11 protein-coding genes are annotated in these 12,942 nt (G+C 64.0%); 6 read left to right on the top strand and 5 right to left on the bottom strand.

Annotated features, from left to right (window positions below; genetic code table 11):
- Positions 1-4: 4 nt before the first annotated feature.
- Entirely contained in the window at positions 5-637 is a 633-nt protein-coding gene (locus ACZ5TH_RS00290; RefSeq protein WP_464771795.1) for a P-loop NTPase family protein, read from the bottom strand.
- Positions 634-1,836, bottom strand: a complete 1,203-nt coding sequence (locus tag ACZ5TH_RS00285; protein ID WP_464795119.1) for a heavy-metal-associated domain-containing protein — start codon at positions 1,834-1,836, stop codon at positions 634-636. Before ACZ5TH_RS00285 ends, ACZ5TH_RS00290 begins: the two co-directional genes overlap by 4 nt.
- A gap of 184 nt (positions 1,837-2,020) precedes the next feature.
- Here ACZ5TH_RS00285 and purM point away from each other — a divergent pair, with 184 nt between their 5' ends.
- From purM to nadB, 5 genes are all read left to right on the top strand, one after another.
- Positions 2,021-3,115 (top strand): phosphoribosylformylglycinamidine cyclo-ligase, encoded by a 1,095-nt coding sequence (purM, locus tag ACZ5TH_RS00280; RefSeq protein ID WP_464794208.1) that lies wholly within the window; start codon positions 2,021-2,023, stop codon positions 3,113-3,115.
- A 109-nt stretch (positions 3,116-3,224) separates the two neighbouring features.
- Positions 3,225-4,175: a phosphoribosylglycinamide formyltransferase gene (purN, locus tag ACZ5TH_RS00275; RefSeq protein ID WP_464794207.1), complete on the top strand. Its 951-nt coding sequence runs from the start codon at positions 3,225-3,227 to the stop codon at positions 4,173-4,175.
- 72 nt (positions 4,176-4,247) lie between these two features.
- Positions 4,248-5,186, top strand: a complete 939-nt coding sequence (locus ACZ5TH_RS00270; RefSeq protein WP_464794206.1) for an ABC transporter ATP-binding protein — start codon at positions 4,248-4,250, stop codon at positions 5,184-5,186.
- Entirely contained in the window at positions 5,183-5,635 is a 453-nt protein-coding gene (locus ACZ5TH_RS00265; RefSeq protein ID WP_464794205.1) for an endonuclease domain-containing protein, read from the top strand. Before ACZ5TH_RS00270 ends, ACZ5TH_RS00265 begins: the two co-directional genes overlap by 4 nt.
- A gap of 4 nt (positions 5,636-5,639) precedes the next feature.
- Entirely contained in the window at positions 5,640-7,244 is a 1,605-nt protein-coding gene (gene nadB / locus ACZ5TH_RS00260) for an L-aspartate oxidase (protein ID WP_460987397.1), read from the top strand.
- A gap of 11 nt (positions 7,245-7,255) precedes the next feature.
- Here the strand turns inward: nadB and ACZ5TH_RS00255 are convergent, their stop codons facing one another.
- Complete coding sequence (locus ACZ5TH_RS00255) at positions 7,256-8,074, bottom strand: alpha/beta fold hydrolase (RefSeq protein WP_464795118.1); 819 nt, start codon at positions 8,072-8,074, stop codon at positions 7,256-7,258.
- Between the two features lie 185 nt (positions 8,075-8,259).
- Between ACZ5TH_RS00255 and ACZ5TH_RS00250 the strand changes: the two genes are divergently transcribed.
- Positions 8,260-9,405, top strand: a complete 1,146-nt coding sequence (locus tag ACZ5TH_RS00250) for a serine hydrolase (RefSeq protein WP_460987395.1) — start codon at positions 8,260-8,262, stop codon at positions 9,403-9,405.
- 7 nt (positions 9,406-9,412) lie between these two features.
- Here the strand turns inward: ACZ5TH_RS00250 and ACZ5TH_RS00245 are convergent, their stop codons facing one another.
- Positions 9,413-10,279 (bottom strand): SGNH/GDSL hydrolase family protein, encoded by an 867-nt coding sequence (locus ACZ5TH_RS00245; protein ID WP_464794204.1) that lies wholly within the window; start codon positions 10,277-10,279, stop codon positions 9,413-9,415.
- Positions 10,280-10,291: 12 nt separating this feature from the next.
- Positions 10,292-12,889: a methionine synthase gene (gene metH / locus ACZ5TH_RS00240; RefSeq protein WP_464794203.1), complete on the bottom strand. Its 2,598-nt coding sequence runs from the start codon at positions 12,887-12,889 to the stop codon at positions 10,292-10,294.
- Positions 12,890-12,942: the final 53 nt, after the last annotated feature.

Raw genomic sequence — 12,942 nt, 5'->3', positions numbered from 1 at the left:
CTCACTATGATGAGGGGTGCGGATCGTCCGCCACTATAGGCAAGAAACCCGCCGCTTGCAGGCTCTCTTTGGCCATAGCGACAGAAATCTTACGCCCCGATGACAATGCCGCCTCGTTAAGCAGGCGAACAGCCTCAGCAATCGCGGCATAGCTGCGCTCGATCCGGCGCAGCAGCCACTCCGGCAAATCCTGCGCATAACGCGAACCGGCGCGGCCAAGCGCCCGTTCGACCAGCGCCCGGGCCAGCGGCTCGTCCGGCTGTTCGATCGCGACATGCGGCGCGGCGGCAAGGCGCGACCGGAGGTCCGGCAGAGCCACGTCCCACAACGTCGGCGCGCTGTCCCCGATCAGCAATAGCGGCTTGGCGCTCGTCTGCGCATCATTCCAGGCGTTGAACAGCAGCCGGTCGTCCTGCCCCTGCGCATCGTCGATCACCGTGCCGCCGCTCATCGCGGCGAAACGGCGGCCCAGCATCGATCGCCCCGACCGGGCCGGGCCACTCAACACGCTGATCGCCAAAGGCCATTCGCGCCAATTTTCCAGATGGCGGACGGCCACATGATTGGCCTCGCTGACCAGGAAGTCATCGTCCGTCCCCTGCCCTGGCCATTCGAACGGCAGGCTGATCTGGCTCATTGCGGCGCCGATGTTCCCGCCCCGCCAAGCGCCGCGCCGCCCCGCCTGATGCGCAGCATATTTCCGGAACCGGACACGGTGAAGCCCCGCGCCTGAAGCCCGGCACGCAGCGCATCCACGCTGCCGTCGAAGCTGACCTGCATCACGGAAGTCCCGCCCAGAGCAAGGCTGCTGGTCGCCGCCGACCTGACACCCACGATAGACCGCACCGCCGCCTCGCCTTGCGCCACCGATCCTACATCGGGCGTGTCGAACTGGATCGAAACGCTGCTGGTCGTCGCCGACGGCACCGGCGTTTCGGTCGTCTCCAATGACTGTTCGGTCCCATTTTCGATCGCGAGCGCGTCCGGATCGACCGGCTCCTCGATGATCAGCGACGGGTCGGGCCGCAAACGGCCGTCATTGAGCGCAGCGGTATAAAGCTGATCGATTCGCCGCGCCGCTTCATCCATCATCTGCGGCAGGGCGCTTTCGGCGGTCGCACGCAGGGAGAAGCTGCCGATCAACGTATCGTCCGGCCCATAGCGCGCCGTAAAAGTGCCCCTCACCGGACCACCCGGATATTCGCGCTGAAGCCGCGCGATCGGCACCACCACATCGGCGGCGCCATATTGATCCAGCAACACGCGCCACCACAAACGGCCACGACGCCCGACCTGCCCGGCATTCAGCAGGATGGGGTCGGCGATCGATCCGCTCACCCGAACATAGTCGATCGCGCTGTCCCCGGTGCGGAACCGCGCCCATGCCTTCTGCCACTCATTGATCCGCTCATAGGAAACAGCCGACCCGCCATCCCACATTACTGGAATGACCAGCAGCGGCGGCGAACGCATGACATGGCCGGATACGCCCAGCACCTGCCCCGTCCGCGCGCGGTCGAACAAAATCCCCAGCGTCGCGATGTAGCGGGTCGGCCCGACCTGCTCATATTCGATCTCCACGCCGGAGATCATGGCCTCGAGCTGCGAATCGGAAAGGTTCGGCACCCCGGCCGCGCCATGGGTGCGCGTCCACAGCATCCGCCAGCCCTGCCGCTGCGCCAGCCGCCAGCCCGCTAGGCGTGCGCTGTTGGCGTCCTTGCCCAGCACATCGACCTTGATGCCGCTGACCTGATAGTCGCCCCCGCTCGCGATCGGCGGCACGCCGCGTTCGCCCTCCATTTGCGCGAACAAGGCTGCGGCAGCGAGGCCCAGCATGATCGCGCCCAGAATCTGGACGGGCCGCGACAAGCGGCGGATCAGCGACGAAGGCCGGAAAATCTGGCTTTGGAAGGCAGTGGACAGGCTCACGCGCGCCCTTTTGGCGAGATTTCCCCCATCTGCCAAGCGGCAACCCATTTGCCGTTCCGTTTTCCGCATCATTGCTATAGTGGGCGCGGGCATGAGCGACACCGAATCCTACAGCTACGCCAAGGCTGGCGTCGATATCGCAGCGGGCAATGCACTGGTCCGCGCCATCGCCCCCTTGGCCAAGGCAACCCGCCGCCCCGGCGCTGATGCTGAACTGGGCGGCTTTGGCGGTTTCTTCGATCTGAAGGCCGCTGGCTATGACGACCCGCTGCTGGTCGCGGCCAATGACGGCGTCGGCACAAAGCTGAAACTCGCGATCGACCATGACCGCCATGACGGTGTCGGCATCGACCTTGTCGCCATGTGCGCCAACGACCTCATCGTGCAGGGCGCGGAGCCACTCTTCTTCCTCGACTATTACGCCACCGGCAAGCTGGAGAGCGGCGTCGCCGAACGCGTGATCGCGGGGATCGCCGAAGGCTGCAAGCAAGCCGGTTGCGCCCTCATCGGTGGCGAAACCGCCGAAATGCCGGGCATGTACGCTGCCGGAGACTATGACCTCGCCGGCTTCTGCGTCGGCGCGGTGGAACGCAGCAAGGCGCTGACCGGCAACAGGGTGAAGGCAGGCGACGTCCTCTTGGGCCTCTCCTCATCAGGCGTCCACTCCAACGGTTTCTCGCTCGTCCGCCGCCTCGCCACTGACAAGGGCTGGAAGCTCGACCGCCCGGCCATCTTCGACAATGAAGTCCTGCTGATCGACGCGCTGATGGCCCCGACCCGCATCTATGTGAAGCCGCTCCTGCCGCTGGTGCGCGACGGCAAGATCAACGCGCTCGCCCATATCACCGGCGGCGGCCTCCTTGAAAACATCCCTCGCGTCCTGCCCGAAGGCTGCCATGCCGTGGTCGACGCCGACGGCTGGGAGCAGCCGCGCCTGATGGCGTTCCTGCAAGCGCAGGGCCATATCGAACCGGAAGAAATGGCCCGCACCTTCAACTGCGGCGTCGGCATGGTGCTCGCGGTGGATGCTGACGCGGCGGACGCCGTGACCGCCGAACTCGAAGCCGCAGGCGAAACCGTCGTCCGCGTCGGCGTTGTAGAGGCTGGCGAAAAGGGCTGCACCGTCAAGGGCAGCCAGGAGACCTGGAGCGCCAAGGCCGACTGGACCGCCACGCATCTCGGTTAATCAGAAGGCCGAGATAAGAATAACCGTTCGCCCTGAGCTTGTCGAAGGGCTTCACTTCTCTTCAAAGAAAGGGAGGGGCTTCGACAAGCTCAGCCCGAACGGGGATGATATGACAAAGGCCAAAGTCGGCATCCTGATTTCCGGGCGAGGGTCCAACATGGCGGCGCTGCTCTACGCCGCCAAGCACCCATCCTGCCCCTATGAGATCGTCCTGGTCGCAGCCAACGATCCGCAAGCCGCTGGCCTCACCCTCGCCCAAGCGGAAGGAATCCCCACCTTCGCCCAAAGCCACAAGGGGCTAAAGCGCGCCGAATTCGACCAGATCATCGACGGTGAACTGCGCAAGGCAGGCGCGGAATATGTCGCGCTCGCCGGATACATGCGCCTGCTCTCGCCGGAATTCGTCGCTGGCTGGGAAGGCCGGATGCTGAACATCCACCCCAGCCTCCTCCCCAAATATAAGGGCCTCGACACCCACCAGAAAGCGCTCGACGCGGGCGACAGCCATGCGGGCTGCTCGGTCCATGTCGTGACCAGCGAGCTGGACGACGGCCCGGTGCTGGCGCAGACGGAGGTCGCCATCCTCCCCGGCGACACCGCCGACAGCCTCGCCGCCCGCATCCTGATTGCAGAGCATCAACTCTATTCCCGCACCCTCGCCGACTTCGTGACCCGCGCGCGCCAGCCCGAATGGCTGCTCGCCAAAATCCGCGAACGCGCCCTCGCCCTTCCCCAGGCGGATGAGGTGACGTCGCATGGCATGCCCTGTTTCGGCATCGAAAAAGGCAAGAAATTCGCTTATTTCAGCCATGATCATCATGGCGACGGCATCACCGCCCTGCTCGTCAAGACCACAGCGCCCGAAGAACAGGCGATGCTGATCGACAGCGACCCCGCCCGCTATTTCCGCCCCGCCTATTTCGGCGACGGCTGGGTCGGCATCCGCCTCGACCTTGGCGACACCGACTGGGATCATATTGACGACCGGCTGGCAAAAAGCTGGCGGGAAATAGCGCCCAGGAAGCTCATGGGCCTGATGGACGTAGCTGACGAGTTTTGAAAGCACCGTGTTCCTGCGCAGGCAGGAACAGGTGACTTTCATTTTCAGCCGTTCCACTCCACATAAGCCGCCATGACCGACAGCCCCGCCCCCGCCCCCATGCCCGCGATCGAGATCACCAACCTCACCAAAGTCTATGCGGGCGGAAAGCGCGCGCTCGACAATATCAGCCTCACCATCCCGCGCGGCCAGATTTACGGCCTGCTCGGCCCCAATGGCGCGGGCAAGTCGACGACGATCAACATCCTCGCTGGCCTCGTCAACAAGACCAGCGGCACCGCGAAAATCTGGGGCTTCGACATCGACCAGAACCCCCGCAATGCCAAGAACAGCATTGGCATCGTACCGCAGGAAATCGTCTTCGACCCCTTCTTCACGCCATTCGAGACGCTGGAAAATCAGGGAGGCTATTATGGCGTGCCGAAAGAACGCCGCCGCTCGATGGAACTGCTGCGCGCCGTCCATCTGGAGGACAAGGCCAACGCCTATGCCCGCACCCTGTCGGGCGGCATGAAGCGCCGCCTGCTGGTGGCAAAGGCGATGGTCCACTCGCCGCCGATCCTCGTGCTCGACGAACCGACCGCAGGCGTCGATGTCCAGCTTCGCCAGCAGCTCTGGGCCTATGTCCGCGAACTCAACGCACAGGGCGTGACCATCGTCCTCACGACGCACTATCTCGAAGAAGCCGAAGAGCTGTGCGATCGCATTGGCATCATCAATCACGGCCGCCTCATCACCGACAAACCGACCCGTGAACTGATCGCGATGGCGCAGGAAAAGGTCGTGCAGGTCACGGTCGACCGCGACATCACCGCCGCGCCGGACGCTCCGTGTTTCGAGAAGGTAGAACTGTCCGACCCGCGCACGCTGACCATCACCTATATGAAGGACCGCGCCAATGCCGGGCAGGTGCTGAGCGCCGTCCAGGCAAGCGGCCTCTCGATCGTGGATGTGGTCACGCGAGACCCGGATCTGGAGGATGTCTTCCTCAACCTGACGGCAGCCGCGTGAAGGAGGAAGGGCAACCTGCTCCCCCTCCCGCAGGCGGGAGGGGGCTGGGGGGTGGGCCAGCGCGACCTTTCAAAAACCGAAACACCACCCGCGCCAAGTCCCTCCGCAACCAAGCCTCCCCACCAGAACGCCTCCTCTGGCAACATCTCCGCAACCGTCAGCTAAACAGCCACAAATTCAGCCGCCAAATCCCGATCGGCCCCTACTTCGCGGACTTTCTCTGCCGTGAAGCCAGGCTCATCATAGAACTCGACGGCTCCACCCACGACAACAGAACCAATTATGACGCGCGCCGCGACGCCTATTGCCGCGCCCAAGGCTATTCCATTTTGCGCTTCACCAATGCAGATGTGCTGACCAATCTGGAAGGCGTGATGTCTCACATAGCCACCACGCTTGCGCATTTGCCCACCCCCAACCCCTCCCGCCTGCGGGAGGGGAGCGAGTAAGTCCATGCCTACCACCACCCACGACGTCGTCATCATCGGCTCCGGCGCAGCAGGCCTCACCGCCGCCATCAACCTGGCGCAAGACCGCAAGGTCATCGTCCTGGCCAAAGCCGCCCTCGACAGCGGCTCGACCAACTGGGCGCAGGGCGGCATCGCCGCTGTTCTCGACGCAGGCGACAGTTTCGAAGCCCATGTCAACGACACCATGGTCGCAGGCGCAGGCCTCAACAATCGCGAAACGGTCGAGTTGGTCGTATCCGAAGCCCCCGCCGCCATCGAAAGGCTGGCGAAACTCGGCGTCCCCTTCAACGGCGGCGAGGAATTTGGCGAACGGTGGCACCTGACGCGGGAGGGCGGGCACAGCCATCGCCGCATCGTCCATGTCGACGACGCCACCGGCCACGCCGTGCAGGTCGCGCTTCTGAAGGCCGCGCGCGCCAATCCCAACATCACCCTGCTGGAGGATATGGTCGCGATCGACCTCATCACCTCCCGCCATGGCGAGCGCTATTCGGGCGACGGCCATGTCTGGGGCGTCTACGCCTTCAACAAGCGGACCAAGCATGTCGATGCGCTGCTAGGCAAGGCGACGATCCTCTGCACCGGCGGCGCGGGCCGCACCTATCTCTTCTCCACCGCCCCGCGCGGCGCGACTGGCGATGGCATCGCCATGGCCTGGCGCGCGGGCTGCCGCGTCTCCAACATGGAGATGAACCAGTTCCACCCGACCTGCCTCTATAATCTGGAGGTCAAGAATTTCCTGATCACCGAAGCCGTGCGCGGCGAAGGCGGCCATCTGAAGCTCCCCCCCGGCGTCCCCGGTGGTGGCGAGCGTTTCATGCCCCGCTTCGACCCCCGCGCCGAACTCGCCCCGCGCGATGTCGTCGCCCGCGCCATCGACCATGAGATCAAGCGGCTCGGCCTCGACTATGTCCATCTCGACATCAGTCACAAGGAACCGGAGTTCGTCAGGCACCACTTCCCGACCATCTACGCCCGGCTGCTGGACCTCGACATCGACATCACCAAGGAACCGATCCCGGTTGTCCCGGCGCAGCATTATACCTGCGGCGGCGTGATCATCGATCTCGACGGCCGCACCGACATGCCCGGCCTCTATGCCGCTGGCGAAGTCACCGAAAGCGGCCTCCACGGCGCCAACCGTCTGGCCTCCAACTCCCTGCTCGAATGTTTCGTGTTCGGCGAGACGGCGGCTCGGCACATCCGCGCCCATTGGGACGATCTGCCCGCGCCCCCGCCAATCCGGCCATGGGACGAAAGCCGCGTCACCAATTCCGATGAAGAGGTCATCGTCCAGCACAACTGGAAGGAAATCCGCCGCTTCATGTGGGACTATGTCGGCATCGTCCGCACCACCAAGCGGCTGGAACGGGCGCAGCACCGCATCGACCTGCTCGCCAAGGAAGTGGACGAATATTACGGCCATTTCCGCGTGACGCCCGACCTAATCGAGCTGCGCAACCTGCTGGAGGTCGCCCGTCTGGTCGTCCGTTCGGCGCTCCGCCGCAAGGAAAGCCGGGGCCTGCACTACACGCTCGACTATCCCGACATGCTGCCTGAGGCCGTGGACACGGTGCTCGCGCCCTGACGGTGGGCGGCTCAACTGGACAGGAATTGCTTCACCGCCGCGCTGAACCGCGCGGGCTGATCCGCCATGATGACATGGCCGCCCGGCCCGATCGGCGTCAGCGTCAAATCCTTCTTGGCAGCATAGGCCGCGCGAAAGTTTCGACCGATCTGCGCCGCTTGGGCGGCATCGGATCCGGTGGCGTAAACAACGTCCATAGGCACGCTGATGCGGCCAAGCTGCGGCCCAAGGTCGATATTGGCGAGGTCGCGAAGGGCATTGGCAATGACGTCCGGGTCACTCCCCCTCGCACCCGGAGCTTGCGCCAATATCTGCGCAAGGTAACTCCGCCCCGCCTTGGTCCCCGTGAAATATTGACTGAGTTGGTCGGCGAGATAGCCCATGCCGCGCGCGGTGCCGCCCACCATGGCCGCGCCGTCGGGCAGCATATCGACCACCATCAATCGGCCCGCCACGCCCTTCAGCCCCAGCATCATAGCCAGCGTACCGCCCATGGAATGTCCCACGACCGCTGGCCGCCGCAGCCCTACCGAACTGATGTAGCGCGCAATCTCATCCGCCAGCGGCTGGATCAGGGGGCCGCTCACATTGGCATCGGCCGCCAATCCCGCAAAGCCACGCACATGGACAAGGTGCCAGCGATAGCCCGGCAAAGCCGCCATCAGGCCGTTCCACAGCCCCGGGCCGCTCGCCAAACCCGCTATCAATATCACGTCGCGTCCGGTGCCCCGAACGGTCACGGCGATCCTGCGCGATGCAAACGGAGCAGCCATAGCCGTGCTGCCGAACATCAGCGCGCCCGCCACAGCCGCGCCGCCCAGCAGGAGCATTCGCCGGTCCAAAACCTCTATGTTCATCTCGTCTCCATCCCCGGTCGCGGCTTAACCTTAACTGAGCGCAAGAAGCATTCCGTTCAGACTCCTTACATCGCAATTGTGGAATCATTCGTCGCATGAACCTTGTCAGTCGGAAGGCTCGCGCCACCAAGAGAGGTAGGGAGAGCGCGGGGACGCAGATGAAGAATGGAAATGACGGGCGCGACACGCGTCCTTATGGCGGTTCGGCCCGTCTTGTCTTGTTGATGGCGGCGCTTTCGGCTTGTGTCAGCGCACCTGTGGAACCTCATGCGCGCGCCACGCCGCGGGTGCAGCCGACGACATCGACCTTTCCGATCAAGCCTGTCGCCAATCCGCCAAAACCTTTCCAGGCGCTGGACGTCGATCAACGCGAAACGCCGCCCCCCGCTCTCGTCAGCGTCGTTCGTAACCTGGGCCAGAGCTTCAGCGGAAAAGTCGGCATCGCCGTTCGCCGCATCGGCAGCGACTGGACCGTAGCGTGGAACGGCAACTCGCTCTTCCCACAGCAGAGCGTGTCGAAGCTCTGGGTATCGATGACGTTCCTCGACGCGGTGGATCGCGGCAAGATTCGCCTGTCCGATTCGGCGACGATCACGCGGAAAGACCTGACCCTGTTCCACCAGCCAAGTGCTGCGCTGGTGGGGAACAGCGGATGGACGACGACCTATTCCGACCTGATGCGCCGCGCGATGACGCAAAGCGACAATACGGCGAACGACACCCTGCTGCGCGCGGTTGGCGGGCCGGAGGCTGTGCGATCCTATCTGTCACGGCGCTACATCAAGGATATCCGATTCGGGCCGGGCGAACGGCTGTTGCAGGCGACGACCGCAGGTCTGGAGTGGCGGCAGGATTATTCGATCGGCCGCAATTTCTACGCGGCTCGCGCCAAACTGCCGATGGCGGCGCGAGCGAAGGCGCTCGACAATTATCTCGCCAGCCCGCCTGATGGCGCCGCGCCCTCTTCGATCGTGCAGGCGCTCGCCAAGCTCAAGGAAGGCAGCATGCTGTCCCCCGCTTCGGCCCAATTGCTGATGTCCATCATGAGCGAAGCCAAGACCGGGCCGCAGCGGATCAAGGGCGGCGTGCCCGCTGGCTGGCATTATCTGCACAAGACCGGGACCGGGCAGGAACTAGGCGCCCGCTCCACCGGCTTCAATGATGTCGGCATCATGACGGCGCCAGACGGGACCAGCTATGCGGTGGCGGTAATGATCGGCAGCACGACCGAATCGATCCCGACGCGTTGGCAGCTCATGCAGGCGGTGGCAAAGGCCGTGGCCGCGAACCACGAAAAGCGGTAACGCCGCCTTAGCGATCAAGCATCCTGTCGAGCGCGGCGGCAATCGCCGTCATGCCCGGCAGCGTGGGATGATAGGGCGCGCCGACCGGCTTGCCGCCTTGCACCGGATAACCGTCCATCCACGGGTCCGGTGCACAGACGTCGTGACCGACGGTAAGGCGCGAGGCCGCAAGAATGGATGAGCCGGTATCCCGCGCCACGCGCGCCGTCAGCGCCGCCAGCCGTTTCGCCATGACCCGCGCCATCTCCGCATCTTGAGGAGAAACCGGCGTGGCAGCACAAAGGCCTTTCCCCGGAAGCACCACAGGATAATCGACCCATATCAACTTGGCCTTGGGCGCGCGCTGCCGCACTTCGGCCGCGATATGGCGGAGCGCTGCGTCCAGCGCCGTCCATCTTTCTTCCTTGGGCGCCAGGGTGGGCGGACAGCGAACCCCGCTCGCCGCATTCACCTGACGGCAGGACGCCCCCATCAGACCCCCGATATAGCCCACGTCATTGCCGCCAATGGTGATGGTGACGAGCCGCGTTTCCGCCGTCAGTGCTTCAATCTGCGGGCGGATGCCTGCCCAACCGTCGAGTACGCCGCCGGTCGTCGCCCCGCTGCAACTGACATCGACCAGCTCCAGCCCGCGCCGCTTTGCAAGCTGCTGCGCATAGTTGTTTGCGGAGCAGGCGCACATGGCCGGTTTGCTGTTCGCGGATGGCGCAATGCCCGGCCCTGCGGCGAAGGAACTGCCCATCGCCACATAGACCGATCCCGGAGCAATGCCGCCATCGTGCCGAACGCTCTGGTCATGCGCGCAGCCGGTGACGGCAGCGACCAACCCCAGCAGGAGAAAGCGAGGGAAGGAAGTTTGGAAAAAACGCCGCATCGGCCCTGCTCCTCAATCCAGATTGGGCCGCAGCCAACGCTCTGCGGTTTCCAGATCAATCCCGCGCCGCTGCGCATAATCTTCCAGCTGGTCCCGGCCGACGCGCGCCACGCCGAAATATTCCGCCTGCGCGTGGCCGAAGTAAAAGCCGCTGACCGCTGCGGTCGGCAGCATGGCAAAGCTTTCCGTCAGAGTGATGCCCGTCGCATGATGCGCGTCCAGCATGTCGAACAGCAACGGCTTCAGGCTGTGCTCGGGACAGGCAGGATAGCCGGGAGCCGGACGAATGCCGCGATATTGCTCGCGGATCAGCGCCTCGTTGGTCAGTTGCTCGCCCTCCGCATAGCCCCACAGCGCGGTGCGGACATAATGGTGCAGCCGCTCGGCAAAGGCTTCAGCAAGGCGGTCGGCGAGCGCCTTCAGAAGAATGTCCGAATAGTCATCGATAGCCGCCTTGAAGCGCGCCAAATGCGGCTCGATGCCATGGATCGACACGGCAAAACCGCCCATCCAGTCGCCATTGGGACTGATGAAGTCGGCAAGGCACATGTTCGCCCGGCCCTCGCGCTTGGCGATCTGCTGGCGCAGCATAGGCAGCGTGACATGCTTCTCATCCTCGACATGGACGATGATGTCATCACCCTCGCGGCGGCAGGGCCACAGGCCCACGACCCCGCGGGCCGTCAGCCATTTTTCGCTGACGATCTTGTCCAGCATCTTCTGCGCGTCGTTGAACAGGCTGGTGGCGCTTTCGCCGACGACCTTGTCCTCGAGGATAGCCGGATAATTGCCCGCCAGTTCCCACGCGCGGAAGAAGGGCGTCCAGTCGATATATTTGATCAGGTCCTTTAGGTCCCAATCAGGGAAGCTGTGGATACCCGGCAGCAGCGGACGGGGCGCCTTCAGCGCCTCGTCCATTTCGAATGCGTTGGCGCGGGCATCCTCGATCGACAGAAGCTGGCTCTGCCCCTTGCCTTCGCGCGCCTTGCGCACATGCTCATAATCATCCTTCGTCTTCTGCACGAAGTCGATCTTCTGCGTCTCCGAAACCAGCGCGGTCGCCACGCCCACCGCGCGGCTGGCATCCAGCACATGCACCACCGGCCCCGTGAACGCCGGATCGATGCGCAGCGCGGTATGCACGCGCGAAGTCGTCGCGCCCCCGATCAGCAGCGGCATCGTCATGTTGGCGCGCTGCATTTCCTGCGCCACCGTCACCATCTCATCGAGCGAGGGCGTGATGAGGCCGGAAAGCCCGATCATGTCCGCATCATTCTCGTTCGCGGCCTTGATGATGTCCTGCCACGGCACCATCACGCCCATGTCGATCACTTCAAAGCCGTTGCACTGAAGCACGACGCCGACGATATTCTTGCCGATGTCATGAACGTCGCCCTTGACCGTCGCCATGATGATCCGGCCCTTGCCCTTGGCGCCCGGCTCCTTCGACGCCTCGATGAAGGGCAGCAAGTGCGCCACCGCCTTCTTCATGACGCGCGCAGACTTCACCACCTGCGGCAGGAACATCTTGCCCGCGCCGAACAGGTCGCCGACGACATTCATGCCGTCCATCAACGGCCCTTCGATCACCTCGATCGGCTTCACGGCGGCAAGGCGGGCCTCCTCCGTATCCTCGACCACATACATGTCGATGCCCTTGACCAGCGCATGCTCCAGCCGCTTGGCGACCGGCCAGCCGCGCCATTCCTCGGCCGCCTTTTCGGACGCAGCATCCTTGCCCTTGAAGCTTTCGGCCAGTTCCACCAGCCGATCGCCCGCCTCGGGATCGCTGTTCAGCAGCACATCCTCGCACGCCTTGCGCAGCGCCGGGTCGATGGCGTCATAGACGTCCAACTGCCCCGCATTGACGATCGCCATGTCCAGACCCGCCGGAATGGCGTGGTAGAGGAACACGCTGTGCATCGCCCGCCGCACCGGCTCATTGCCGCGGAAGGAAAAGCTGAAGTTCGAAAGGCCGCCAGAAATATGGACATGCGGGCAGCGTTTCTTGATCTCGCGGCAGGCCTCGATGAAGTCGACGCCGTAATTATTATGTTCCTCGATCCCGGTCGCCACCGCGAAAATATTGGGGTCGAAGATGATGTCCTCCGGCGGAAAGCCGATCGACATCAACAGCTTATAGGCGCGCTCGCAAATCTCGACCTTGCGCGCCTGCGTATCCGCCTGCCCCGTCTCATCGAAGGCCATGACGACCACGGCCGCGCCATAAGCCATGCAGAGGCGGGCATGATGCAGGAAAGCCTCCTCACCCTCCTTCATGCTGATCGAGTTCACGATCGGCTTGCCCGAAACGCATTTCAGCCCCGCCTCGATCACTTCCCATTTGGAAGAGTCGATCATCACCGGCACGCGGCTGATGTCCGGTTCCGACGTCATCAGCTTCAGGAAGGTCGTCATCGCCTCCACGGCGTCGAGCAGGCCCTCGTCCATGTTCACATCGACGATCTGCGCGCCATTTTCCACCTGATCGCGGGCGATATCGATGGCGGCGGCATAGTCGCCCGCCATGATCAATTTCTTGAACTTGGCTGAACCGGTAACGTTGGTGCGCTCACCGATATTGACGAAAGTGGCGGTCGATTGGGTCATTGTCTGAACCTTCTCCCTCTCCCCTTCAGGGGAGAGGGCCGGGGAGAGGGGAA

The organism is Sphingobium sp. TomTYG73, from assembly GCF_055394245.1.
This window is presented reverse-complemented; position numbering and strand designations above follow the sequence as displayed.